Below are 25,067 nucleotides of genomic sequence, written 5' to 3' on the forward strand. Positions count from 1 at the left end.
AAGTTCCTAATTGCAAGACAACACTTACCGCCACCCGCGCGCGGGCCGGTTCGGGCGGCGGCTTGCCGCGCTCGCCAATTCCACGCGTTTCGCCAACATGCGCCAGGCCGTCATGTCGCGCCTGCCCTTCCTGAAACTGCACAGCGACGTGCGCGACGTCGTCTACGTGAGCTGGCTGGTCGACGCCGCTGCGGCGCAGACATTATTGCCGCCGGGCGTGGCCCTGTGGCAGCGCGACGGCAAGACGCCATTCACCGTGCTGACCTACCGCCACGGGCATTTCGGCCCCGCCCTGTTCGGTCCGTTACGCAAGCTGCTGCCATCGCCACTGCAAAGCAACTGGCGTTTATATCTGGACCACACGCCGCCGGGCGCACCCGCCGTGCCCTGCGTGTACTTTCTGAAAAACATCATGGCCAGCCTGCCGCATACGCTGGGCACGCGGCTGTTCAGCGATATCCTGCCGACCCACCTGGCCGCCGGCATGACGCTGGACGTCACGGCCACGCAGGCGCACTGCAGCATTGCCGGCGGCACCGGCAGCGCCCCGGCGCTGGACGTGCAGGCGGCCATCACGGCGGCGCATGGCCTCGATGCCGACTGGCAGCAACTGTTCGGCAACTGGCGCGACGCCGTCGCCTTCCTCGCCTGCCAGGATGCGGCCATCGCGCACGTGCCGCGCAACGGCAAGCTGGTCTTCGGCGAAATCGACTTGCCCGTTGATGTGGATCAAGTGCAAGCGCTGACGGCCTGGCGCGCCGACTGCGGCTTGCTGGGGCAGTTGCCGCCCCTATCGAAGCCGTTCGCCTTTCTCGTACCGCAAGTGGCCTTCAAGGCGCTGTCAGAGCGCCTGCTGTAGCACGGCGGCGCTCGGGTGCGCGCAGGGGCGTAGCCTGGCCGCCGCGCCGCCGTTCCAGCTTGAACAGAGCCATCGCCTGTTCCAGCTGCAAGGTCTGGTCTTGCAGCGATGCCGAGGCGGCCGCCGACTCCTCCACCAGCGCCGCGTTCTGCTGCGTCACTTCATCCATTTGCGTGACGGCCATGTTGACCTGGCCGATGCCGTGGCTTTGCTCGCGCGAGGCCGAGGCGATCTCTTCCATGATGCCGTGCACGCCCTGCACGGCGCCCAGCATTTCGGCGCTGCTTGCGCCCGCCTGCCGCGCCAGCTTCGCGCCCGCCTGCACCTGCTCCAGCGATGCCGTGATCAATTGCTTGATTTCCGTGGCGGCCGCCGCGCTGCGGTGGGCCAGGCTGCGCACTTCGCCCGCCACGACGGCAAAACCGCGCCCCTGGTCGCCCGCGCGCGCCGCTTCCACGGCCGCGTTCAGGGCCAGGATATTCGTCTGGAAGGCGATGCCTTCGATAATGCCGGTAATGTCGCCGATCTTCTTCGACGAGGCGTCAATGTCCGCCATCATCGTCACCATCTGGCCGACGATCTCGCCGCCGCGCCCTGCCAGGCCGTGCACCTTGCCCGCCATGTCGCTGGCCTGCACGGCATTGCCGCTATTCTGCTGCACCGTGGCCGCCAGCTGCTCCATGCTCGACGCCGTCTGCTGCAGGGCCGACGCCTGTGCTTCCGTGCGGCCCGACAAGTCCATATTGCCGGCGGCGATTTCCTGGCTGGCCATGCTGATGCGCAGGAAGTTGCCGCGCACGTCGCCGACGATGGAATGCAGGTTCACGCGCAACTGGCGCAAGGAGCGCAACAGCTGCCCCATCTCGTCGCGCCGCGTGGTGTCGAGCTCGCCCGTCAGGTCGCCGCCCGCCATCACGTCACACGCCTGGCGCGCCCGCTGCAGCGGCTGCAGCACTACCTTGTGCAAGGCATGCCAGAAATACAGGGTCAAGCAGAGGGCCAGCACGGACAGGCCCGTCAGCCAGCCGTGGGCCGCCTCCGGCAGCACGCCCGCATCCCACGCCAGTTGCAGCAGCAACAACAGGGACAACGAACCCAGGTTCCAGCCGATGCGCTTGCCCAGCGGCAGGTCGCGCAGGCGCGCCAGCCTGGCCAGCCAGCCCGTGTGCACGGCGGCGCCCTGGCTGAGGGCGATGCCGCCGGCCTGTCCCGCCTTGATGCGCGCGTACAAGGCCGACGCCTGTGCCACCTGCTGGCGCGTGGGCTTGGTGCGCACGGACATGTAGCCGACGGCCACGCCGTCCTCGACCACGGGCGTCACGTTCGCCAGCACCCAGTAATAATCGCCGTTCTTGCAGCGGTTTTTCACCATGCCGCTCCACGAGCGCCCCGAGCGGATGGTGGCCCAAAAATCGGCGAACGCTTCGACCGGCATGTCCGGATGCCGGAGGATGTTTTGCGGCGCGCCGATCAATTCTTCCGCGCTGTACCCGCTGACGGCGATGAAATACGGATTGGCATACGTGATATTGCCTTGCAAGTCGGTAGTCGAGACGATGGTCTCGGTATCGCTCAGGTTGACTTCGGTATCGCTGACGGGAAGATTGAGTCGCATGGTCACATCCTCAGTGGTAGCCCGTACGGTGACGGGGAAGCGGACAAGGAACGGTCGCCAGCCAGCAAAGCGGGCCTGGCACTGGCACCATTATTTTAATATTTTATTATTAACAAACTGCACTTTATTACGGCCGTGCCAGCCGTCATGCCAGGGCAGGTTCGCCGGCCCAGTAACGGTCGATGTCCTGCAAGCGCCACTGGGCTGCGCTTTCCGTGGAAACGATGCGCTCCTGGCAACCCGGCGCGGCCAGGTCCATGACGGTCGGCGCGATGCAGGTGCCGGCGCGGATGGAGAAAAACACGCGCACGGTGGGCTGGGTCAGCGGCTTGCCCGGCGCCAGTCCCACCACCACGGCCAGGCGCTCCGACTGCAGCCGCACGAGCGTGCCCAGCGGATAGATGCCCAGGCATTTGACGAAGGCGGCAAACAGTTGCGCGTCCAGGTGCCCGCCGCGCCAGCCTGCCATGCGGCGCAGCGAATCGGCCGGGCACCAGCCCTGCTTGTACGGACGGTTCGAGGTGATCGCGTCGTACACGTCGCAGATGGCGCCCATGCGGGCAAACAGGCTGATTTCCTCGCCGCGCAGCCCCTTGGGGTAGCCGCTGCCATCGAGTTTTTCATGGTGGTGCAGGCACACGTCGAGCGCCACCGGATCGATCTCGCCCACTTCCTGCAACATGCGGTGGCCGGCGGCCGGATGGGCGCGCACGGAGGAAAATTCCGCTTCGCTCAGGCTGCCCGGCTTGTTGAGGATGGCGGACGGCACGGCCATCTTGCCGATATCGTGCAGCAAGCCCGCCAGGCCGGCCGAGCGCACCTGTTCGGGCGCCAGGCCCAGTTCCCTGGCCAGCGCCGTCATCAGCGCGCACACGGCCACCGAATGCATATATGTGTAATTGTCGGCGGTTTTCAGGCGCGCCAGGCCCAGCAGTACATCGCCGCCGCGCTGCACCGAGGCGGCGATATCGTCGACCAGTTCGTAAGCTTGCTCCGCAGACAAGGCCTTGCCCATGCGCACCTCGTCGAACATCGTCTGCACGGCCTGGCGCGAGCGTTCGATCAGGCGCCGGGCACGCGCCAGCTCCTCCTCGCGCGAGCGGGGCGGGTCCGCCTCGGCGACGGCGCCGGATTTGTTTGCGCGCACGGCGGCCGGCGCGGCTGCGGGAGCGCCTGCCGCGGCAGGCGGCGCGACGGGCGGCGCCCCTTGCGGCGCCTGCCCGCGCGCCGTATCGATCCACACTTCGCACAAGCGTGCCGAGCGGATACGCTCCAGGTCAGCCGGCGACTCCAGCAAGAACGAACGCGTCCAGAAAGGGGTATCGAGCCAGGAACGGCCCAGACGTTCGACATACATTCCCAGCATGAGTTCGCTACTCGTTATTTTTTTCAGCACGGCGGTTCTCCAGACATTCAGATCGCAGCATTTACTTGCGCATTATCAATATCATACGCCAAAAAATAACGATTAAACCAAATAAATTGTTTTATATGGAAAAATCACAACAATCATAAAGATAATCACTAATTCTATCATTTTCGTTGTTGAAAAATATTAAATCAACAAATATATCAATTAATACATATTGGATTTACTTGACTGAATGTCTTGTACGGATGAGGGATGCGATATGCCTGCCGGCGGCCGCATGGGCCGCCGCACGGGCTTGACGTGCAGGAGGGAAAGACACCAGCGCCGTGCGCCCCGAACTGGGGCTGGCGCTATGGGAGGAGGAGTGCAGCTTAGCGCGGCACGTAGCGCCAGCCGGCGTTTTCCAGCATGAAGGTCAGTTCCGTCTTGATGCCTTCCGGACGGCTCGGCACGCTCAATTCCGTGTCGCACACGAGGTAACCCGTCTTGCGCTTGACGTCGCACTCGTTGACGGCCTTGACCTGCATGGTGCTTTGCGCTTCCTGCATCTGCACGTCCTTGGCCGCCTCCGGATTGCGCGCCACTTCTTCCTTGGCCCAGGCGCGTATCATCGCTTGCGCCTCGGCCGGCGACGGTCCCGCGAACTTGGCGTCCTTGCGCTCGACGCCGACCCAGGTGCCGTTATCGTTACGTAGCGGCAAGACCATAAAACCGTCGCGCATGCCGGCGCTCATGCCGACCAGACACACCACCTCGCCCGGCACTTCCTGCGAATCCTGGCAACCCTGCAGGCTGGTGGCCTTGACGGGAATGGGAACCGGTATCGACGATTGCATCCTGGCTTGCGTTTTGGCCACGCCCGCCTGCACGGCGGCCTGGATGTGTTCGAGCGTGGGCATGGTAGCGGCCTGGGCCGGCAAAGCGGCGAACAGGGCGGCGGCGGTCAGGGCGAGAGTAGTCAGGCGCATGGATGTCAAAAGTAGTGGTCAAAGGCCGGCAGTCTAGCACTTTGCATAAAAAACAGCTGTTTCTATAGAGAACTATCCACGGCATCGGGCGCGAGAAAGGCGCCGCCCCCGTCCGCCTGTCCGCGCAGGCGCAAGCCGATGGCGCGCAGCATCTCGACCAGCTCGCGCAGGCGCTGGCCCTCGTCCGTCAGTTGGTATTCCACCTTGACGGGCACTTCCGCATAGATCGTGCGCGTCAGCAAGCCCGCCGCTTCCAGCGCGCGCAAGTCCAGGGTCAGCATGCGCTGCGAGATATTCGGCACGGCGCGGCGGATTTCGCTGAAGCGCTTCGGCCCCGCCATCAGATAGCTGAGCAGCACCGCTCTCCAGCGCCCGCCCAGCAAGCGCATGGCTTCTTCCACGGCGCAGCCGGAAACATTGTCCTTCATGGCGATCCCTACCTGGTATAAAAAATGTACCTATACCACATTATTCTGCCTTCTTCCAAATAGTAACTTATGCCGCTAGACTGCCCTTCCCTCACCTGAATGGAACTCCAGCATGGAAACCACCCTGATCTACAGCGTGCCGTTCGGCTGCTCGTTTGCCGCCATCGCCGCCCTCGAATGGAGCGGCCTGCCGTATCGCCTGGCCCGCGTCGAAGCGCGCGACCCGGCCAGCAAGCAGCATCCGGCCTTTCTCGCCATCAATCCCCTGGGCCAGACGCCGGCCCTGCTCACGCACGCGGGCGCGCCGCTGCTGGAAAGCATGGCGATCCTGCTGCATATCTCCGCCCGCGCGCCGGCCAGCGGCCTGGGCTTTGCGCAAGGCACGCCCGCCTACGACCGCCTGAACAGCGTGCTGTCGTTTTTGCACACGACCTTTCACGCGGCCTTCATGCCCGCCTTCCAGGCCAGCCGCGCGGCAGAAAACGATGCGCGCGCGGCCGTCTGGCGAGAAATGGCCGTCGAGAAGGTGAATAAAAGCCTGGCGCACCTGGAACGCCTGCTCGCCGGCCGCGCCTGGCTCGCTTCCGATGCGGCGCCGAACATCGCCGACGCCTACCTGGCCGCCACAGCGCGCTGGGCCGAACCGCTGCAGCTGGCGCGCTTAAGCGACTATCCGCAGGTGGCGCGCGTGCTGGCGGCGCTGGAACAGGATCCCGGCATCCGCTTCGCCCACGCCATCGAGGCGGGCTTGCCGGCCGCCAGCCGGGGCGGTTTCCTGGGCCACGTGGCGCTCGACCAACTGGCAGCGCCGGCCGGCTAACCGGCGGTCAACTCCCGCAGCGGGCGCGTCTTTATTGCTATGATGTCGGGCTGCCGGCGGTACAGCCGGCCACGTCAATACCATATCGATAACGTCGTCATCAGAATCGGGAGTTTGAATGAGTTTACGTCTGCTGCTCTTGGGAGCATTCAGTGCCGCCATGGCCACCACCGCCGCCGCTGCAGAACCGGCGCGGGCCGCGCCGCGCGGCTTCACCGTGGAAGACATGGTGGCCATGGAACGTGTGGGCAGCCCCGTGCTGTCGCCGGACGCCACGCGCGTCGTCTACACGGTGCGCACCACCAACCTGGACAAGAACCGCGGCAACACGCAGCTGTGGATGATCGACCTGCGCGCGCCGAACGCGGCGCCGCGCCAGCTCACGCGCGGCGATGCCAGCGCCAGCGACCCGCAATGGTCGCCGAACGGCGACGCCATCTACTTCCTCTCGGGCCGCTCCGGTTCCTCGCAGGTGTGGCAGCTGCCCCTGAACGGCGGCGAAGCGGCCAAGGTCACCGACCTGGCGCTGGACGTCGACACCTACCGCTTGTCGCCGCAGGGCGACCGCCTGGCCTTCAGCATGGGCGTCTTCCTCGATTGCGCGGACATCGCCTGCACCAGGAAGCGCCTCGATGAAAAAGCGAAAAACAAGGCCAGCGGCATGGTCTACGAGCAGATGTTCGTGCGCCACTGGGATACCTGGGCCGACGGCCGCCGCAATGCGCTGTATTCGGCGCCGATCGATGCGACCGGCAAGGTCAGCGCCGCGCCCGTGAGCCTGAGCGGCACCCTCGATGGCGACGCGCCATCGAAGCCATTCGGCGACAACGGCGAATACCACTTCAGCCCGGACGGCAAGACGGTGGCCTTCTCGGTGCGCGTGGCCGGCCGCACGGAATCGTGGTCGACCAACTTCGACGTCTACACGATACCGGCCGCCGGCGGCCAGGCGCCGCGCAACCTCACGGCCGACAATCCGGCCTGGGATGCGAAAGCCACCTACTCGCCGGACGGCCGCACCCTCGCCTACGTCGCCATGACCAAGCCGGGCTTCGAAGCGGACCGTTTTCATTTGGTGCTGATGGACGTCGCCACGGGCAAGAAGCGCACCCTGGCCGACGACTGGGACCGCTCCGTGGCCGATTTCCGCTGGACGCCGGACGGCAAGGCCTTCCTCGTCGCCGCCGATGACGTGGGCCAGCACCGTCTGTTCCACATCGACGCGGCCAGCGGCAAGGTCAACGCGCTGACGGGCAAGGGCGCCGTGGGCGACTTCGACGTGCGCGGCAATACCATCGTGCTGGCGCAAGCCAACCTGGCCTCGGGCGCGCAACTGTACACGCGCAAGCTCGACGCCAAGTTCGAATCGGCACCGATGGTTCAGCTGACGAAACAGAATGCGGCCGCGCTGGCCGACGTGCGCTTTGGCGAATATGAGCAGTTCTCGTTCGCGGGCGCGGATGGCGAAACCGTCTACGGCCACGTCATGAAGCCATGGAACGCCAAGCCGGGCGAAAAATATCCGGTCGCCTTTTTGGTGCACGGCGGCCCGCAGGGCAGCTTCGGCAACAGCTGGAGCTACCGCTGGAATCCGCAAGTGTATGCGGGCGCAGGCTACGCCACCGTCTTCATCGACTTCCACGGCTCGACCGGCTATGGCCAGAAGTTCACGGACTCCATCAGCGGCGACTGGGGCGGCAAGCCGCTGCTCGACCTGCAGAAGGGTCTGGAAGCGGCCACCAAGAAATTCCCGTGGCTGGACCGCGAGCGCAGCTGCGCGCTGGGCGCGTCCTACGGCGGCTACATGATGAACTGGATCGCCGGTAACTGGCCGGACGGCTTCAAATGTCTGGTCAACCACGACGGCGTGTTCGACAACCGCGGCATGGCCTACGCGACGGAAGAACTGTGGTTCACCGAGTGGGAAAACGGCGGCACCTATTACGACGCGCCGGCCAAGTACGAGCAATTCAACCCGGTCAACTTCGTGAAGAACTGGAAGACGCCGATGCTGGTGGTCCAGGGCGACCTCGACTTCCGCATCCCCACCGCGCAAGGCCTGGGTACCTTCACGGCGCTGCAACGCCGCGGCATCCCGAGCAAGCTGCTGGTCTTCCCGGACGAAAACCACTGGGTACTGAAGCCTGCGAATTCGCTGCTGTGGCATCACACGGTGCTCGATTGGTTGAATACCTACACGAAAAAATAAGCGGATACATGTCGGATTACAGCCTTCGGCTTAATCCGACCTACGCAAAAAGCCGCGCGGTGCATCTCTGCACCGCGCGGCTTTTTGTTTTGTAGGTCGGATTAGCGGCGCGCGCGCCGCGTAATCCGACACTGCGCATCACATCAATACGTATTGAGCGCCTTGGCAAACTTCACGATCCACAAGCGGCTTGGACGCTCGCGGTCGTCGCCGCGCGCCACGCGGATGGTGTTGGCCGCGTTGCAGCCGGCCGCGCTGCTCGTGACGATGGCGCCGTTGGCGTCGACCGTGCACTTGGTCACGTCGGCGTCCGCCACTTCCACGCCATTCGCGTCATACACCTTGGTTTTCAGGCCGAAGTCATTGTCGTTGGCCAGCGCGATGGTGGAGTCGTCGATCAGGGTCAGGCCTTCGGCCTTTTCCGCCGCCCAGCCAATGGCGTTCAAGTCCAGCAGCACAGTTTTCTTCAACGGCGTGACAGCGGCCCAGTCGGCGCCATTGACGGGGGCGCCGCCCATGCTGCTTTTCTCCAGGTCGGAGGTCGTCGCGTTGTAGGCGGCGGACGCGATATCGGTGGCGCCCTTCAGTTCGACCAGCATCAGTTTATTGAATACCTTGCCCGACGGCGCGGCTCCCTGCTCAATGACGAGGAACTTGCCGCCGCCCAGCGCCACCATGTCGCCCAGCTTGGCGTTGCCCGTGCGGCCATCCTGGTAGTCGGCCGCGTTGAGCGGATACGCATACATCTTGCCGCTGGTGCCCGTCACCGGGTCGAATTCGATCCAGCGCGTGAAGCGGGCAAAGCGCTCGACCTGTTCATTCTTCTTCGTCACAGAATATGGTGCCGTGCCGTCGGACAGAGGGCTTTGCAGGAAGGCGTACAACTTGTCGTTGCTCGTGTCGAGTGTCATGCCTTCCATGCCGCGGTTCGCGCGGCGCTTGGCGAACAGCGCCGGCAAGCCCTTGCCCGGCTCGTACTTGGCCTGGATGATACCGGTGGCCGCATCGATCCTGACGATGAAGGGACCGTATTCGTCGGACACCCACAACGCATTGCGCTTGGCATCGACGACGATGGCTTCCGAATCGAGGCCGCCCGCATTGAAGACGGCCTTGCCAGCCGCGTCGAACTTCATCGCATCCATGACGGGAATCTCGGCCGAATTGCCGACCGCGCCCACGGGCACGGGCAAACCCGAGCTGTTGACGGTGGCCGCCACCTTGATCGGCATGCTCGATGCCAGCACGGCGCCGTTCTTGCCCACGGTGATCACACCGAACGAAGGCGTAAAACTGGGCGACGGGAAGATCTTGCTGCCGATGGTGCCCTTGCCCGAAGGATCGGGCACCAGCGGGCCGTCGCCGTTCGGGCCGCGGTCCGTCAAGCCATAGAATTCCAGGTCGCCGGCCGCGTTCTTGCCCTTGTAGGCCAGGCCGGAACCGTACGATGGCAGGAAGCCGTTCGGGAATTCGCCCTTGATCTTGGCATTGGCGCCTTCGTACGGCACGTAGAATTTGTCCGCCGCCTGGATCTGGTAGCGCGTCACCGTCACTTTCACTTCGCCCACAGGATTGGCCTGTGTCAGCGCCTCGTTGACGGGCGCGCCCGCTTTCGAGGCGAGGGTGTCCTCGAAATGCTCGCGCACGAGGGCGCGGCGCTCGGCATCGACCGTGCGGCCGGCGAATTTCCCGCCCACGCTGGCCAGGTGCGCGGCCAGGGCCGCGTTGAAAACGGCCGGCGCGGCGGCAAAGTCCAGCGTCTTGCCGGCCAGCGCGGCCTTCACTTCGGCCGTCAGCTTGATGCCGTTCGAGGGATCGCTGTCGTCGTCGAGCAGTTGCAGCGCCAGCAGGCGGTTGACGACCTTGTCGTCCGCCACATTCGTGCTGGCGGCCAGCGCCAGCGGCGTGACGACGGCGCCGCATGGCGCCGAACCGAGGGCCAGGCCGCCCACGCTGAAGGCCACCGTCTCGCCCGGGTTGCACATGAATTCGCCCTTGGCGTTGGTGCTGGCCTTGGCCGCGCTGCCGGCCACATAATCGAGTCCTTCCACCGCGCCGTCGAGGAACACGCCCGTCTGCGCCACGGGCTTGGAAGGCTCCGCCGGCGGATTATCGCTGCCGCCGCAGGCGGCCAGGGCCAGGCCGGCGGCGATGGCCAGCAGGGTCAGTTTCGGGGTCGACGTTACAGCAGTGTTCATGCATTCCTCGGCTAAGATGGGATTGAAGCCGTGGAGAGTAACTGCTCAAAGTGACAAGCCCATGACAGCCGTCACGCCAGTGGCGTATCCGCAACAGGGCCGCCGATGCCGCCGAAGCGGCCATCGGCCTGGCGCCGGAATTCCTTCGGCGTGACGCCCTTTACCTGCAGGAAGCGGCGGTTGAAGTTGGCCACGTTCTGGAAACCCACGTCGTAGCAGACGTTCGACACGTATTGGTCGGTGTCCATCAGCAGCTGGCACGCCTTGTTGATGCGCAGCCGGCTGACGAAATCGGTGAAGCTGTTGCCCGTCGCCTTGCGGAAGAAGCGCGAGAATTTACTCAGCGACATGCCCACCTGCTCGGCCAGCATTTCCGCCGAAATCGGCTCGCGGTAATTCTCTGTAATGTAGTTGAGGACGGAATTGACCTTGGCCAGGGTGGCGTCATCGTCGTAGGAACGCAGCGAAGCGCTCGACAGCAGGCGGTAGTTGGCCGTGCGCGCCAGCTTGCTCATCAATTGCACGAATTCTGCGAAGCGCTCGGCCCCATGCGTGGCGCGGATGCGCGCCAGGTGCTGTTCGGCCTCATGGCCCATGTCGAAAAACTCCACGCCATAGCTGGAGCGCTCGAGCAGGGGCAGCAGCTCGCGCAATTCGGGAATCACGCGCGCGGCGCCCGCCAGCGGCGCATGGGCGAACTGCACGATCATGTCGCGCAGGGCCACGCCGCCGTCCGGGATCACGTTCGATATCCAGTTGTGCGGCAGGCGCGGGCCCGTCAGCACCAGGTGGCCGGGCGAGAATTCGCCGATATAGTCGCCCACGAACAAGCGCCCGCTGGTGGCGACGATCAGGTGCAGCTCATACTCTTCATGGCAGTGCCAGCGCACGCGCGAGCTGGGATAGCCATGTTCCAGGTAATTGATGATGCCGTCGTAGCTTTCGCGTTCCAGCTCGGGCGCCTTGCGCTCGCTGTCCTTGTGCCATAGGTGTTCCATGCTCGTCTCTCCCAGGCTGTCCCCGCCCGTGCCATCGAATGTACCTCAAAAAGCTTCACTCGCCAAAACGGCCCAGCGCCTGCTGGCGAAACTCCTTCGGCGTCATGCCCTTCAATTCCAGGAAGCGCCGGTTGAAATTGGCCACATTGTTAAAACCCGCCTCGTAGCAGATGTTGCTGACATAGCGCTCCGTCTCCATCAGCAACTGGCACGCCTTGTTGATGCGCAGGCGGTTGACGAAATCCGTGAAGCTGTTGCCCGTGGCGCTGCGAAAGAAGCGGGAAAACGTCCGCTCGGGCATGTCCACCTGCTCGGCCAGCTGCTTCAGCGAGAACTGGCTGCTGTAATTGTGCACGATGAAGTTGATGGCGGAGCTGATGCGCGCCAAGGCCACGTCATCGTCGCTCGACTGCATGGCCACCGTCGACAGCAGCTGGTAATCGCTGGTCTGCGCCAGCTCGCCCAGCAAGGTGAGAAATTCGATGAAGCGCGGCAGACCGCTGCTGTCGCGGATGCGCCGGAAGCGCCGCAGCGACTGCTCGCTGACGCCAAAGAACTCCACGCCATGCAGGGCGCGCTGCAGCAGCGGGAAGATTCCCTTCAATTCGGGAATGGCGGCCGCCATCGACGCCAGCGGCGCATGGCCGAACTGGATCACCATGTCGCGCAGGGCCACGCCCTCGGCCGGCGTGTCGAGCGAGACCCAGTTGTGCGGCACGCGCGGCCCCGTCAGCACCAGGTGGCCGGGCGCGAACTGGCCGATATAGTCGCCGACAAAGACCTTGCCGCTGCTCTCGACGATCAGGTGCAGCTCGTACTCGTCGTGGTAATGCCAGCGCACCAGCGCATTCGGAAAGCCGTGCTCGAGGTAGCGGATGAAGCCGAAACTGCCTTTCGGCTCGAAGCCGGGCGTGGCGTCGCGCTGCTGTTCCAGTTCCTGCTCCACCTGCGGATATCCGGCCTTGCGTGGCATGGCGCGCCCTCCCCGTCAGGCGACGATCTGTTCCAGCGCCGCGCGCGCGCCCAGCCCATACAGGCTGGCCAGCGACTGCCCCACCGCCTGCGTGAACGCTTGTGTGTCGCAGAGGTCACCGAACAGTTCGCGCAGTGACAGCAGCGCCGAGGCGTCCGCCCCGCCCTGCAGCGCCAGCGCGCGCAGGCGCGCCGCGTACGGGTCGTTCAGGGGCATCTCACGCCCCTGCTCGTCGTGGCCTTCCAGGTAACGGAACCAGCACGCCACGGTAAACGCCAGCAGCTTGATGGCGCCGCCTTGCACAAGCGCTTCGCGCACGGACGGCAGCACGAATTTCGGGATGCGCGCCGAGCCTTCCGTACCGATGCGCGCCAGCTGGTCGCGCACGGCCGGATTCGAAAAGCGCTCGATCAGGGTAGCCTTGTAGCGCTCCAGATCAATGCCTTCCACGCTATCGAGCAGGGGCGTGACCTCGTCGTCCATCATGCGCCGCACGAGCGCGCGGATGCCGGCATCCTCCATCGCTTCGTGCGCAAACGTGTAACCGAGCTGCATGCCGATGTAGCACAGGGCCTGGTGGCTGGCATTCAATAGGCGCAGCTTCATCTTTTCATACGGCAGCACGTCGTGCGTCATCTGCGCGCCCACCTTTTCCCAGGCCGGGCGGCCCTGCGGGAACTCGTCCTCGATGACCCACTGGCGGAACGGCTCGCACACGACGGGCCAGGCGTCGACGATGCCGAAGCTGTCGCGCACCAGCGCCCGGTGTTCGTCCGTGGTGGCCGGCGTGATGCGGTCGACCATGCTGTTGGGGAAGCTGCCATGCGTGGCCAGCCAGCGCGCCAGCTCTGCGTCGCGCAGCGCGACAAAGGCCAGCAGCATCTTGCGCGTCACGTCGCCATTGTTTTGCAGGTTATCGCAGGACATGATGGTAAACGGCGCCAGTCCCTTCTGGCGGCGCACGGCCAGCGCGGCGGCCAGGTAGCCGAACGAGCAGCGCGGCGCCTCGGGATGCGCCAGTTCGTACGCAATATCGGCATGATCCGCATCAAACTCGCCCGTGCCCTGGTTCACATAGTAGCCGCCCTCCGTGATGGTCAGCGCGACGATGCGCGTGCCGGAATCGGCCAGCTTTTCCAGCACGGCCTGCGGCTCGTCGGGCGCATACAGGTACTCGCCGATGCAGCCGATGATGCGCGCCGAGTCGCCGGCCGCGCTGCGCTCGACCACCGTATATAAACCGTCCTGCGCCCGCATGGCGTCGCGCATGGCCGCGTCATGCGCGAGCAAGCCCACGCCGCAATATCCCCATTCCGCGTTGCCGGGCAAGGCCAGCAAATCGTCGAGGTACACGGCCTGGTGGGCGCGGAAGAAGCCGCCCACGCCGATATGCACGATGCCGGGCACGAGCGCGCCGCGCGCATACGCGGGCAAGGCCACGTCCGCCGGCAGCTTGGCCAGGTTCGATTGCTTCAATGCGATGGCATCCATTACAGCGCTCCTTTCGCCGCCGCATAGGTCTTGCCGGCGCGGTCGAAATAATGGACGAAGCCTGGCTCGAACGTCAGGTGCGTCTGCTGGCCCGGCTGCAGGCTGCTGCGCTCCGCGCCGCGCGACACCACCTGCACATTGTTCGGCAGGCGCACATAGGTCAGGGTTTCCACGCCCAGCGATTCCACCAGGTCGACGGTGACGGGCACGCTGCCCGGCTGCGCCGCGCCCAGGTGCACGTGCTCGGGGCGGATGCCGACAAAGCCGTCGGCCTGCGCCGCGCTGCCCGCCTGCGCCAGCAGCTGCGGCGCAGCGTCGGCCGGCACCACGTTCATGCTGGGCGTGCCGATAAATTGCGCAACGAAGCGGTTCGCCGGGCGGTCATACAATTCCAATGGCGAGCCATGCTGCTCGATCTGGCCGTCGCGCAGCACCACCACGCGGTCGGCCAGGGTCATCGCCTCGACCTGGTCGTGCGTCACATAGATGGTGGTGGCGCCCAGCTCGCGGTGCAGCTTGGCGATCTCGATGCGCGTCTGCACGCGCAGGGCCGCATCGAGGTTCGACAGCGGTTCATCGAACAAAAACACCTTCGGGTCGCGCACGATGGCGCGGCCGATGGCCACGCGCTGGCGCTGGCCGCCCGACAATTCCTTGGGCGTGCGCTCCAGGTAACGCCCAAGGTCGAGGATGGCGGCAGCCTTGTCGACCTTTTCGCGGATGACGGCCGGATCGACGCCGGCCAGCTTCAAGGCGAACGACATGTTCTGGAACACCGTCATGTGCGGGTACAGCGCATACGACTGGAACACCATCGCCAGGTCGCGCTTGGACGACGGCAGGTTCGTGATGTCGCGCCCGTCGAGCGACAGCTTGCCGCCGTCGATCGGTTCCAGGCCCGCGATCAGGCGCAGCAAGGTGGATTTGCCGCAACCCGACGGCCCCACGAAGACGACGAATTCGCCCTGTTGAATGTCCAGGTCGATGCCCTTGATGGCGCGATGTTCGCCAAAGAATTTCTCGATATTGCTCAGTTGAAGGTAAGCCATGATGTCATCCAATAGTGTTTACTTAACAGCGCCGAAAGTCATGCCTTGTACTAACTGCTTCTGGCAGAACCAGCCCAGCGCCATGATGGGCGCGATGGCCATCAGGGAAGCGGCCGACAATTTGGCCCAGAACAGGCCTTCCGGGCTCGAATACGAAGCGATGAGCCAGGCCAGGGTGCCCGCGTTCGAGGCGCCCAGGTTCAGCGACCAGAACGATTCATTCCACGACCACACCATGCAGACCAGCGCCGTGGAAGCGATGCCGCCCACGGAGAGGGGCAGCACGACGTGGCGGAACTCGTCCCACACGGTGGCGCCATCCATGCGCGAGGCCTCGAGGATTTCGCGCGGCAGCTCCTTCATGCTCGTGTACAGCAGCCAGATCATGATGGGCAGGTTCATCAGCATGAACATGATGGTCAGGCCGATGCGCGTGTCGAGCAGGCCGAAGTACTGGTAGCAGATATAGATGGGCATCAAAGCGCCCACGCCGGGCATGTAGCGCGAGCTGAGCATGAACTTCAGCAAGCCGATGGTGCCGCCCGTGGGAAAGAAGGCCATCGAATACGCTGCCGGGATGGCGATCAAGAGGCCGATGGCCGTCGATACCACGCTGGTAAACAGCGAGTTCCACGCGTAGCCGAAGTAATTGTCGCGCGCCAGCACTTCGCGGAAGCTGTCCAGGGTCGGCGTGAAGAACAGCAGCGGCGGCGTGGAAATGGCTTGTCCTTCCGTCTTGAAGGCCATCAGGCCCAGCCAGAAGATGGGAAAGAACAGCAGCAGCGCGCACAGCCAGGCGGCGGCCGTGCGGCCATACAGATTGAGTTTGCTATGCATCAAGGTCTCCTTATTTCGACAGATTCTTGCCGATGACGCGCATCAGGAAGAAGGCGGCGATGTTGGCGATGAGCACGGCGAACAGGGCGCCGGCCGAGGCCGCTCCCACGTCATAGGACAGCAGTGCCTGCTGATAGATCATGAAGGTGATGGTGGTCGTGTCGAAGCCGGGTCCGCCGCCCGTGGTGGTAAAGATTTCCGCAAAAATCGACAGCAGGAAGATCATCTCGATCATCAGCACCACCGAGACGGCGCGGCCCAGGTGGGGAATGTAGAGGTAGCGCAGCTGCTGCAGATAGGTGGCGCCATCCATGCGCGCCGCTTCCAGCTGTTCGCGGTCCATCGATTGCAGCGCCGTCATGAAGATCAGACAGGCAAACGGCAGCCATTGCCAGGAGACCATCATGATGATGGAAAACAGGGGATGGGCCGACAGCCAGTCGACGGGCGTGGCGCCAAAGAAGAGGCTGATCTGCGCAAACAGTCCGTAGATCGGATTGAGCAGCATGTTCTTCCACATCAGGGCATTCACGGCCGGCATGACGAGGAACGGCGAGATCAGCAGCACGCGCACGACGGCGCGCCCCGGGAACGCTTCATTGATCAGCAAGCCCAGCGCCGTGCCCAGCACCACCGTGATCAGCATGACGGAAAACAGCAAGGTGAACGTGTTCTGCAAGGCCGGCAGGAACGAGGCATCGGTAAAGAAAAAGTGGAAATTGGCCAGACCATGGAAAGGATGGCCGCTCGGATCGAGCATGGAATAACGCACGAACGCGTAATACAGCGTGATCAATAACGGAATCACGGAAATGACGGAGACGGCGACCACGGCCGGCGTCAGCAAAGTCCGGGGGATAATGCGTTTCATAGGATACTCTTGGGACGTGAGGGAATGATCATCAACAGAAATCCGGGGTCAGACCCGTCGGGTCTGACCCCAGTTTTAAGCCGCCAATCTCTTCGCCTGTTGATAAACCAGACGGCAAGAAAAGTCTTACTTGTAGTACCCACCCTTGCGCATCTCACGTTCCGCCGTCTGCTGCGACAACTCCAGCGCCTGCTCCACCGTCACCTTGCCCAGCAGCGCTGCCGCCATCTGCTGGCCTGCCGCCACGCCGATCACCTGGAATTCGGGAATCGATGCGAATTGCACGCCTACATATGGCGATGGCGGCAAGGTGCTTTGCACGGCGCGCGTGGTGGCCAGGGCCTTGCCTTCGGCGGCGGCAAATTTCGCCACTTTCTGGAACTCGGGGCTCGCATACGTCGACTTGCGCGTGCCCGTCGGCACGTTGGCCCAGCTGGTTTCCTTGGCAACCAGTTTCACGTAATCGGGCGAGGTGGCCCAGTTGATGAAGCGCTGCGCCTCGTTCGGGCGCTTCGAGCTCGATGGAATCGCCAGCGACCAGATCCACAACCAGTTGGCGCCCCGCTCCGTCACGCCGACGGGCGACTGGGCGAACGCCACCTTGTCGGCCACCTTGCTTTGCTTGGGGTCCGTGATGAAGGAGGCGGCGATCGTCGCGTCGATCCAGATGCCGCACTTGCCCTGGTTGAACAGCGCCAGGTTTTCATTGAAGCTGTTGGCGGCCGCGCCCGGCGGGCCGTATTTCTTCATCAGGTCGACATACATGGTGACTGCATCCTTCCACGGCTTGCTGGTAAATTGCGGCTTCCATTGCATGTCGAACAGCTGGCCGCCGTAGGAATTGGCCATGGTGGTGATCAGGGCCATGTTATCGCCCCAGCCCGGCTTGCCGCGCAGGCAGATGCCGTACACGCCGTTGGCCGGATCGTGCAGCTTGGCCGCCACGTCGCGCAGCTGGTTCCAGCTGGGACGGTCCTCGATCGTCACGCCCGCCTTTTTGACCAGGTCGCTGCGGTACATGATCATCGAGCTTTCGCCGTAGAACGGCGAGGCGTACAGCTTGCCGTCGCCGGACAGTCCCTCGCGGATGGCGGGCAGCAGATCGTCGATATCGTATCTGGCGTCTGGCTTGATGGGGATCAGCCAGTTTTTCTTGCCCCAGATGGGCGTTTCATACAGGCCGATGGTCATCACGTCGAACTGGCCGCCCTTGGTGGCGATATCGGTGGTCATGCGCTGGCGCAAGACGCCCTCTTCCAGGGTCACCCACTTGAGCTTGATGTCGGGATTGGCTTGCTCGAAGAATTTGCCGAGCTTTTGCATTTCGATCATGTGGCCGTTGTTGACGGTGGCGATGACCAGGTCGGTTGCGGCAAAAGCGGACGAGCTGAGGCAGAGCGCGCCGGCGCACAGCGCGGCAATGGCGGAACGTTTCATTGTGTGTCTCCAGTGTTTTTTGTCGTTGGCAATGCTCAGGTACTTAGCACCACGACCACAATGTAGCACCGGACTTTGATACTTTCTGATACTCCAAAACCGCAATTCGATACTCTTTTGCAACCCCTCTATGCGCCAGAGTATCGATATCGAGTAAAAACAACACTTTGAAAGAAAGTATCGGTACTTGTTCGATTTGTATCAGGCTGGTTAAAAAAGCGCTGCTAGACTTGGTTTTCGGCATTAGACCGTGTGCGGTGACCGGCCTTCCGGGGCGCCACCGCTACCACCAACATTCTTCTGGAGACCGCATGAATCGCACTGCATTGAAAACTTTACCTGCCCTGCTCCTGGCCATCGCCAGCGCTGCCGCCATGGCCGACCCCATGTACCCATCCGACTCCGAAGGCTTCCATGGCTACCTGCGCGCCGGCGCCGGCAGCAATACCTCGGGCGACGGCGGTTCGCAAGGCTGCTTCGGCCTGGGCGGCAATACCATGAAATATCGTCTGGGCAATGAGTGCGACGCCTACACGGAATTCGGATACACCAAGTCTGTCGCCCAGTCCGGCGGCGTGAACTACCTGGCCACCATCTGGGTCAACGCCTACGCGCCCAACTCCGATTTCGGCGACAACAAGCTGGGCATCGTCAAGGCCTATGTCGAAGCGCAGGGACTCGATTTCCTGAACGGCGGCACGGCCTGGATCGGCAAACGCTTCTACTACCGTCCCGACATCCACATGCTGGACTTACAGTACATCAATATGAACGGCACGGGCGCCGGCCTGGACCGCATTCCTGCCGGCCCCGGCAAATTCTCGTACGCCTTCTTCAAGGACAACGACATCAACACCGTGTCGCCGACCGGCGTCGTCAGCACCAAGTCCGCCGTGCGCCAGAACTTCATCTACGGCGAGATTCCCGTCAATGAAAACGGCACGCTGGACCTGGCCGCGACCTACATCATCGGCGAAGGCAAGGACAATGACGCTTTCGGCCAGAAGCACAATGGCTGGCAGCTGTCCGCCTTCCACCGCCAGGCGAAAGTGTTTGGCGGCGGCAATACCTTCGGCGTGCAGTACGGCGTCGGCCCTGGCACGGGCAAGGGCGCGCAGTTCGGCGCCTCGGGCGACACCAATTTCGGTTCGGACGTGAAACGCACGCGCATCTTCAATGACATGGCGATCCAGCCGATGGCCAATTTCGGCATGGAATTCGTCGCCCTGTGGCAAAAAGACGAATCGAACGCCAACGGTTCCTCGACCTGGACCTCGGTCGGCGTGCGTCCCGTGTACGCGTTCACCAACAACTTCAAGCTGGTGGGCGAACTGGGCACGGACCGCGTGACGCAAGCGGGCGGCCTGCCGGCCAAGCGCCTGACCAAGCTGACCATCGCGCCGACGATCTCGGCCGGCCCTGGCCTGTGGTCGCGTCCGGAGCTGCGCGCTTTTGTTACCTACGGCAAATGGAACGATGCGGCCACCGCCTCGGTCAATGCGTCGAACAACGGCGGCCCGATCTATAACAACAATACCAGCGGCACGTCGTACGGCTTCCAGGTAGAAACCTGGTTCTAAACACCGAGCAAAACCTACTGCGCGGCGCGCTGTGCGGCCTGCGATGCTCACCGTGCTCTAGCACGGTTGCGCTTCTTAGCCACACATCACTGCCGCTCGCTACGGTTTTGTCCGGCGTTTTATTTCAAAAGAAAGCCAAGAAAAAAGGGCGGAACCTCGGTTCCGCCCTTTTCTGTTTACCCTGCCGGATTCAACTTACGGCAAGGCCACCGGCAGTTCCGGATACTCCTGCGTCAAGGCGTACTTGGTGCCGCCCACGGTGACCGTGTAGTTGGCCGGTCCCGAGATCGGCAGGCGGTAGTTCAGGGTCAGCGCCACGGAGCCGCCCGGCGCCAGCGATTGCCAGGCGGGAATCGCGAAGCGGGCCCGGTTGTAGTTCTTCGTGAAGCCGCCGATATTGTTCGGCCCCGTGTAGCCGGCATTGATCACCGTCAAGCCGAAGCCGGACTGGTCGCTCATGTCCGATGGCGCCGAGACGGGATAGTCGAACTCCACCACGGTGCCGCCCGGCAGGGTCGACGTGGTGTTGTTCTTCACCGTCATCACCGGGTTGATGGGGAAGTTGTTGTCGCCCAGCTTCCAGCCGCCCAGGGTGATGCTGACGTTGGCCGCCGTGCCCGGCATGGCGATTTCGGCGCGCTTGTTGCCGTACACGCCAGCCGTGCGGAAGGCCTGGTACAGCACGTCCGTCAGGGTGGTGCCCATGAAATACTCGCCCTTGCCGCCGTTGCGCGTGGCATCCCAGGCATAGTCGCCCGCCATTTCCCAGATCATCACGCCGCCGATATTGTTATTGACGATGTACTGGGCCTTGGCCGCGATCGACTGCGTGGTTTCCGTGGAAATGAATACTTTTTTAGTCGCATTCCACAGCCACGGCGCCACCATGGTGCTGCTGTAGTACGGCACATAGCTGCCTACCAGCGCCTTGTCCGTGACTTTATACGCGTCCAGGTAGCTCGGCACGATACCGTTCTGCAAGTTCAGCGCGTGCCAGATGGGGTTGCCGCCGCCCGGCGTCGGCTTGCCTTGTGTATCGAGGTCGAACCACACGTTGTCGATGCCGGTGGCGCCCGTGCCGCACGTCTTGGTGCCGGCGCAGGTGACGGTGGAACTGATCAGCGGCGTCGTGCCCCACAAGCCGTTGGTGCCGCCCGTCACATCCTTCCAGCCCCGCGTGTAGAACGGCACGCCGATATTGATGCGGCCCGCCTGCATGGCGCCCCGGTAGTAGCGGTAAGCCCAGTCCGTGTTCAGGTAGCCGATGCTCTGGAACTGATAGGCATTGCCGGCGCGCAATTCGCCATCGTTGCCGTCGTCAAACAGCGCCGCGTTCGGTCCCACATACTGGTTCCATGCGCCGTGCAAGTCGTAGCTCATCAGGCTGGCGTAATCGAGATATTTCAATCCCGACATGTTTTCCTCGCCCCGCAAGACCCAGCCCGAAGCGGAGCCGGCGATGGTCAGCAGATAGTATTTATTGTCCTGCACGGCCGCTTCGTCGAGCTTCTGGCGCAGCACCTTCAGCAGCACGTTGTAGCTCGTCATCAGGCCCGCCAGGCGCGGTTTCGACACGGCGAAGTCGTTCGGATTGCCCGCTTCATTGTTGGTGGTCGGATGTTCGTAATCGACATCGACGCCATCGAAGAAGTTGTACTGGCGCACGAAGGCCACCATCGAGTCGGCCAGGGTGTTGATGCCGGCCGTGTTGATGCTGCCGTCCGCGTTCGTCGTGGCGGTGTAGAAGCCGCCGCTGCCGGCCCAGCCGCCCACGGAAATCATCAGTTTCACGCCCGGATACTTCTTCTTGTATTGCGCCAGCAAGTTGAAATGGCCCTTGTACGGCAGGGACGGGTCCATGGCTGCCGCCGGTACGTTTGGCCACGTCAGGCCCGTGTCCGGATTGGCGGCGCCGCTGCCGATGGCAATTTTCGACGTCACCGGATCGACGGTGGCGAACGCATAGTTCAAGTGGGTGATCTTGTCCCACGGCAGGTTATTCACCAGATACGTCGGGCTGCCATCGACGCCCGTGCGCCAACTGGCGAAATAGCCGACGATGCGCCGGTTCAAGCCATTGCTCAGCACTTCGCGGCCATTCGCGTCGTACACCTTGCAATACGGCACATTCGGCACGGCCGAAATCAGGCCGTCCGGACGGCAAGCCGTGGGTGTCGGTGTCGGTGTCGGCGTTGGTGTCGGTGTCGGTGTCGGTGTCGGCGTTGGTGTCGGTGTCGGTGTCGGCGTTGGCGTTGGCGTTGGCGTTGGCGTTGGTGTTGGCGTCGGCGTCGGCGTTGGTGTCGGCGTATCCGTCACGGCCCATGGGCCCCACTGGTCGGCGGCGCTGGGAACATTGCCTTGCGTCCACCATTTGGCCTTGTAGGTGACGCCCTGGTACGTCACGCACTGGCCGCCCGTGTAGACGGTGGCGGCATCCCAGACGGCGCACGCCTCCACGGCGGCAAGCAAGGTGTTCGGGGTGGCGGTCGTGCCGTCCTGGCCCCCGCCGCAAGCGACGAGCACGCCGCTGAGCAGGGCCATCAATAATGCATTCGATTTCATGTGGTATTGGTCTCCGTTATGGTTGTACATCGAGAGCTGTTGCAGGCCCCTGAAGGGGCTCTTGTCAACTGTTATCCCTGGCCGGCTGTCTTGCATTGACTGCTACTGCAACTTCACATTCCAGTTGGCTTCCACGCATTTCACGTAGTTCCCGGCCAGCAAGGCGCTGTACGGGGTTTGGTAACTGACCAGCTGGCATTGGTTCTCGCCACCGGCGCTCCAGTTCTTTTCCCAGTAGATGTTGTAGGCAGCGGAACTGGCCGGGGTGAAGCGTTGCATGTTGGCGCAAGACAATTGTTCGCCGGAATAATCCCAGCCCATGTCGGCGGCAAATTGCTTGTAGTAATCGATACGGTTTTGCGCGGCCTGCTTTTCCGTGCCCTGCCCGCATTCGGCGTTGATGATCATGATGGTGGTGGCGAAATTATTGCCCGCGCCGGCCGTCGTATCGGCCGCGTTCGGCACCCAAGTGCCGTCGAGCACATGCAGCATCGACGGTTTCGGCGGTTGCGGATAGACAAAGAAGAACGTGGCCGACGCCAGGTTCAGCCAGGTCGAGGCGACGAGGTCTGGATTTTTCAGCAGCACGGATTGGTCACCATCATGCATGGCTTGCGAAAATGGACCATAGTTGTAGTTGTAGGACAGCTGCTTGGCGCCGCGGCCAAAGTATTTCTTGAAGCTGCCGTCGGCATTCTTACCGCACGTCCATACCTTGTTGAAGACGGGATCGGCGCACTCGATGTTGTAGCCGCAGCCGGCACCCGTTTCATCGCAGCCCAGTTCGCGCAAATATTTCAAGCCCTGGCGCCATTGCGGCAGCGGGCTGCTGGCGTTATGGTCGCCCGTTTCTTGCCCGAAATGGGCGAACATGGTGGCCAGACTATGGCGGCAGATGGCGTCCGCGTTGCGCCCGTCGCCGTAGTCGTCGCACACGGCGGGGAACTTGGCCACGGCTTGCAGGAAGCGCTGGTAGGTGTAGCTGGCGTCGCGCGCGGCAAAATAGTAATCCCACTTCGCCGCCGGCAGCAGGCGTTCGACCCGCTTGACGTTGAGCGGATTGCCGGCCAGTCCAGGCTGGACGGCCTCGACGGCGGCATTTCCCAGGGTGCGGATCGATGCCTTGACCTTGCGGAAGAAATCGTTGTTCGTCAGCGCCGCCTCGTTCGCCTCGGCCTGGGCCTTGGTGGGCACGCCTGGCGTGGGAGTCGGAGTTGGCGTTGGCGTCGGAGTGGGCGTCGGCGTCGGAGTGCTGCTATCGAGGCTCCACGGTCCCCACTGGTCGTTGTTCGGCGCCGTGCCTTGCACCCACCACTTGGCCCGGTACACCTTGCCGTCGTAGACGGCGCATTGGCCCGCCGTGTAGACGGCGGCGGCGCTCCAGGCAGCGCACTGATCGCTGGCGGCCGTGGCGGCCAGCAGGGTCGAGGGGGTTCGGTGGTGGAATTGCCGCCGCAAGCGAGCAGCGCGCTGCCCAGCAGGCCAGCCATCAAAGGCGAGGCCAGCCGGCTAATTTGCCGTGTCTTCACAATGTCTCCTGAACGTTATACGAAAACTATCGAAGTAGCTTTTTATGTTGTACGTAAAGAAAGCACAGCGAAGCGTCGGCTTTCTGCATCAAGAATGCGTCGCCGAAAATTGGTAGTCAAGTGGTTTTATACAACGGTGTTTTTTACAATACCAGTTGCATCAGCGCCGGTGCCCAAGGCACCGTTGGCAAAGAATGAAAGGGAAAGATATGCGGCCGGCTCCGGCAATACCGCGCCAGCATCGGCGCGGCAAGTGGTATCAGCACTGCCGCAGGTGTTTTCAGGCCGATGGCGTTGCCGCGCGTTGGTGTTGCGGATAATACAGGTCATAAAACCAGCCATACGCATCTTCGATTTGCGCCTGGATGCGCGGCGGTATCGCATGCGGCCTGGGCGCGCTGATCGTCGCCTGCTGGCGGTGCGTGTACTTCATGCGGTAATGGCTGTCGCTTTCCTGGATGCCCACGGCCAGATCGTGCGGGTCGATCTGGAACGGTGCCAGGCCCAGCCAGCTGTACAGGTGCGACATGCATTCCACCGGCCGCGCCATCAAGTCTTCGAAACGCACGAAATACAGCTTCTGCTGCACTTCGGCAGGCAAGTCCAGCACGGCATGCAGGGAACTCAGGGGAGCACCGATGGTGCGGTCCTTGGCAAACAGCATGTCGGCACGGCCAAGGCGGTCGAAATCGGCCAGATGGTCGACGAAATCGAGCAGGATGGTGCGCTGGTGCTGCGCTTCGATGGAGCCGTAGACCTGGCCCAGTTCGCGCACGCAGACGATGATTTTCGCTTCCGGCGCCAGCTGCAGCAGCATTTCCACGCAATGCAGCCAGGCGCGGTTCTTGTCCACCACGCCCTGCTTGCCGCAATCCCGGTACCAGCCGCGCAGGAAGCCCTGCATGGCCGTTTTCAGATGGTCATAGCTGGCATCGAAGGAGCTGTCGAGCTGCGACAGGAAAAAAGCGTCGTCGCTGACCATGCGCCGCATGCCCAGCAAAGCGTTGCACAGGGGCGAACTATTGCCTTCGCAATGCAAGTCGGGATGCTGCGCCAGCAGTTGGCACAGCAAGGTAGAACCGGCGCGTGGCAAGCCGGCCACGCCGATGAAGTTGGATGTCATGCGATTGTACTTTCTGTTCAGCGCTGCTCTTCTGACGGAAATCAAGGATGGTGCAGCCATTATACGAGCGCGTCAACGACGCGCCGGTAAAAATGCCGCTTCGAAATACGAAGCGGCATCTCCGGCGCCACCATGCGGTGACGCCGCT

19 protein-coding genes are annotated in these 25,067 nt (G+C 63.2%); 4 read left to right on the top strand and 15 right to left on the bottom strand.

The window, feature by feature from the left end:
• Window positions 1-10: 10 nt before the first annotated feature.
• Complete coding sequence (locus ACRHIG_RS24205; RefSeq protein ID WP_489628166.1) at window positions 11-859, top strand: DUF2071 domain-containing protein; 849 nt, start codon at window positions 11-13, stop codon at window positions 857-859.
• Here the strand turns inward: ACRHIG_RS24205 and ACRHIG_RS24210 are convergent.
• From ACRHIG_RS24210 to ACRHIG_RS24225, 4 genes are all read right to left on the bottom strand, one after another.
• Entirely contained in the window at window positions 831-2,474 is a 1,644-nt protein-coding gene (locus ACRHIG_RS24210; RefSeq protein ID WP_475413587.1) for a methyl-accepting chemotaxis protein, read from the bottom strand. The genes ACRHIG_RS24205 and ACRHIG_RS24210 overlap by 29 nt on opposite strands.
• Window positions 2,475-2,619: 145 nt before the next feature.
• Window positions 2,620-3,870, bottom strand: a complete 1,251-nt coding sequence (locus ACRHIG_RS24215) for a cyclic di-GMP phosphodiesterase (RefSeq protein ID WP_489628167.1) — start codon at window positions 3,868-3,870, stop codon at window positions 2,620-2,622.
• A 347-nt stretch (window positions 3,871-4,217) separates the two neighbouring features.
• On the bottom strand, window positions 4,218-4,814 hold the full coding sequence (locus tag ACRHIG_RS24220) for a hypothetical protein (protein WP_489628168.1): 597 nt from the start codon (window positions 4,812-4,814) through the stop codon (window positions 4,218-4,220).
• A 62-nt stretch (window positions 4,815-4,876) separates the two neighbouring features.
• Window positions 4,877-5,242 carry a winged helix-turn-helix transcriptional regulator gene (locus tag ACRHIG_RS24225; RefSeq protein WP_475413590.1) on the bottom strand — a complete coding sequence of 122 codons (366 nt, stop codon included), beginning with the start codon at window positions 5,240-5,242 and terminating at the stop codon, window positions 4,877-4,879.
• A 112-nt stretch (window positions 5,243-5,354) separates the two neighbouring features.
• Here ACRHIG_RS24225 and ACRHIG_RS24230 point away from each other — a divergent pair, with 112 nt between their 5' ends.
• Window positions 5,355-6,062 (top strand): glutathione S-transferase family protein, encoded by a 708-nt coding sequence (locus ACRHIG_RS24230; RefSeq protein ID WP_489628169.1) that lies wholly within the window; start codon window positions 5,355-5,357, stop codon window positions 6,060-6,062.
• 118 nt (window positions 6,063-6,180) lie between these two features.
• Entirely contained in the window at window positions 6,181-8,271 is a 2,091-nt protein-coding gene (locus tag ACRHIG_RS24235) for a S9 family peptidase (RefSeq protein ID WP_489628170.1), read from the top strand.
• Between the two features lie 143 nt (window positions 8,272-8,414).
• Here ACRHIG_RS24235 and ACRHIG_RS24240 read toward each other — a convergent pair whose 3' ends face one another.
• From ACRHIG_RS24240 to ACRHIG_RS24275, 8 genes are all read right to left on the bottom strand, one after another.
• On the bottom strand, window positions 8,415-10,469 hold the full coding sequence (locus tag ACRHIG_RS24240; RefSeq protein WP_489628171.1) for an esterase-like activity of phytase family protein: 2,055 nt from the start codon (window positions 10,467-10,469) through the stop codon (window positions 8,415-8,417).
• Between the two features lie 71 nt (window positions 10,470-10,540).
• A complete protein-coding gene (locus ACRHIG_RS24245) occupies window positions 10,541-11,467 on the bottom strand; it encodes a helix-turn-helix domain-containing protein (RefSeq protein WP_489628172.1) in 927 nt (308 codons plus the stop codon).
• A 55-nt stretch (window positions 11,468-11,522) separates the two neighbouring features.
• The gene (locus ACRHIG_RS24250) at window positions 11,523-12,440 is read right to left on the bottom strand and encodes a helix-turn-helix domain-containing protein (protein ID WP_489628173.1); all 918 of its coding nucleotides are present in this window, start codon (window positions 12,438-12,440) and stop codon (window positions 11,523-11,525) included.
• A 15-nt stretch (window positions 12,441-12,455) separates the two neighbouring features.
• A complete protein-coding gene (locus tag ACRHIG_RS24255; protein WP_489628174.1) occupies window positions 12,456-13,931 on the bottom strand; it encodes a mannitol dehydrogenase family protein in 1,476 nt (491 codons plus the stop codon).
• On the bottom strand, window positions 13,931-14,980 hold the full coding sequence (locus ACRHIG_RS24260; protein ID WP_489628175.1) for an ABC transporter ATP-binding protein: 1,050 nt from the start codon (window positions 14,978-14,980) through the stop codon (window positions 13,931-13,933). The genes ACRHIG_RS24255 and ACRHIG_RS24260 overlap by 1 nt, the downstream gene beginning before the upstream one ends.
• An 18-nt stretch (window positions 14,981-14,998) precedes the next feature.
• Complete coding sequence (locus ACRHIG_RS24265; protein WP_070219870.1) at window positions 14,999-15,817, bottom strand: carbohydrate ABC transporter permease; 819 nt, start codon at window positions 15,815-15,817, stop codon at window positions 14,999-15,001.
• 10 nt (window positions 15,818-15,827) lie between these two features.
• Entirely contained in the window at window positions 15,828-16,688 is an 861-nt protein-coding gene (locus tag ACRHIG_RS24270; RefSeq protein ID WP_099664783.1) for a carbohydrate ABC transporter permease, read from the bottom strand.
• Window positions 16,689-16,814: 126 nt separating this feature from the next.
• On the bottom strand, window positions 16,815-18,125 hold the full coding sequence (locus ACRHIG_RS24275; RefSeq protein ID WP_489628176.1) for an ABC transporter substrate-binding protein: 1,311 nt from the start codon (window positions 18,123-18,125) through the stop codon (window positions 16,815-16,817).
• A gap of 311 nt (window positions 18,126-18,436) precedes the next feature.
• On the opposite strand from ACRHIG_RS24275, the gene ACRHIG_RS24280 reads away from it, so the two are divergent.
• The gene (locus ACRHIG_RS24280) at window positions 18,437-19,705 is read left to right on the top strand and encodes a maltoporin (RefSeq protein WP_475413599.1); all 1,269 of its coding nucleotides are present in this window, start codon (window positions 18,437-18,439) and stop codon (window positions 19,703-19,705) included.
• Between the two features lie 195 nt (window positions 19,706-19,900).
• On the opposite strand, the gene ACRHIG_RS24285 is transcribed toward ACRHIG_RS24280, so the two are convergent.
• The 3 genes from ACRHIG_RS24285 to ACRHIG_RS24295 form a co-directional block, all read right to left on the bottom strand.
• Window positions 19,901-22,267 carry a chitinase C-terminal domain-containing protein gene (locus ACRHIG_RS24285; RefSeq protein ID WP_489628177.1) on the bottom strand — a complete coding sequence of 789 codons (2,367 nt, stop codon included), beginning with the start codon at window positions 22,265-22,267 and terminating at the stop codon, window positions 19,901-19,903.
• Window positions 22,268-22,369: 102 nt separating this feature from the next.
• Window positions 22,370-23,725, bottom strand: a complete 1,356-nt coding sequence (locus ACRHIG_RS24290) for a glycoside hydrolase family 19 protein (protein ID WP_489628178.1) — start codon at window positions 23,723-23,725, stop codon at window positions 22,370-22,372.
• A gap of 351 nt (window positions 23,726-24,076) precedes the next feature.
• A complete protein-coding gene (locus ACRHIG_RS24295; RefSeq protein ID WP_475413602.1) occupies window positions 24,077-24,919 on the bottom strand; it encodes a sulfotransferase family protein in 843 nt (280 codons plus the stop codon).
• Between the last annotated feature and the right edge of the window lie 148 nt (window positions 24,920-25,067).

The organism is Janthinobacterium sp. C22 (genome assembly GCF_057919405.1).

What these genes read in the sequence shown, in the direction of transcription:
- ACRHIG_RS24295 (WP_475413602.1), bottom strand. Translation starts at nt 24,919, where the DNA reads ATGACATCCAACTTCATCGGCGTGGCCGGCTTGCCACGCGCCGGTTCT.
- ACRHIG_RS24255 (WP_489628174.1), bottom strand. Translation starts at nt 13,931, where the DNA reads ATGGATGCCATCGCATTGAAGCAATCGAACCTGGCCAAGCTGCCGGCG.
- ACRHIG_RS24225 (WP_475413590.1), bottom strand. Translation starts at nt 5,242, where the DNA reads ATGAAGGACAATGTTTCCGGCTGCGCCGTGGAAGAAGCCATGCGCTTG.
- ACRHIG_RS24220 (WP_489628168.1), bottom strand. Translation starts at nt 4,814, where the DNA reads ATGCGCCTGACTACTCTCGCCCTGACCGCCGCCGCCCTGTTCGCCGCT.
- ACRHIG_RS24230 (WP_489628169.1), top strand. Translation starts at nt 5,355, where the DNA reads ATGGAAACCACCCTGATCTACAGCGTGCCGTTCGGCTGCTCGTTTGCC.
- ACRHIG_RS24260 (WP_489628175.1), bottom strand. Translation starts at nt 14,980, where the DNA reads ATGGCTTACCTTCAACTGAGCAATATCGAGAAATTCTTTGGCGAACAT.
- ACRHIG_RS24265 (WP_070219870.1), bottom strand. Translation starts at nt 15,817, where the DNA reads ATGCATAGCAAACTCAATCTGTATGGCCGCACGGCCGCCGCCTGGCTG.
- ACRHIG_RS24285 (WP_489628177.1), bottom strand. Translation starts at nt 22,267, where the DNA reads ATGAAATCGAATGCATTATTGATGGCCCTGCTCAGCGGCGTGCTCGTC.
- ACRHIG_RS24275 (WP_489628176.1), bottom strand. Translation starts at nt 18,125, where the DNA reads ATGAAACGTTCCGCCATTGCCGCGCTGTGCGCCGGCGCGCTCTGCCTC.
- ACRHIG_RS24240 (WP_489628171.1), bottom strand. Translation starts at nt 10,469, where the DNA reads ATGAACACTGCTGTAACGTCGACCCCGAAACTGACCCTGCTGGCCATC.
- ACRHIG_RS24250 (WP_489628173.1), bottom strand. Translation starts at nt 12,440, where the DNA reads ATGCCACGCAAGGCCGGATATCCGCAGGTGGAGCAGGAACTGGAACAG.
- ACRHIG_RS24245 (WP_489628172.1), bottom strand. Translation starts at nt 11,467, where the DNA reads ATGGAACACCTATGGCACAAGGACAGCGAGCGCAAGGCGCCCGAGCTG.
- ACRHIG_RS24270 (WP_099664783.1), bottom strand. Translation starts at nt 16,688, where the DNA reads ATGAAACGCATTATCCCCCGGACTTTGCTGACGCCGGCCGTGGTCGCC.
- ACRHIG_RS24280 (WP_475413599.1), top strand. Translation starts at nt 18,437, where the DNA reads ATGAATCGCACTGCATTGAAAACTTTACCTGCCCTGCTCCTGGCCATC.
- ACRHIG_RS24210 (WP_475413587.1), bottom strand. Translation starts at nt 2,474, where the DNA reads ATGCGACTCAATCTTCCCGTCAGCGATACCGAAGTCAACCTGAGCGAT.
- ACRHIG_RS24235 (WP_489628170.1), top strand. Translation starts at nt 6,181, where the DNA reads ATGAGTTTACGTCTGCTGCTCTTGGGAGCATTCAGTGCCGCCATGGCC.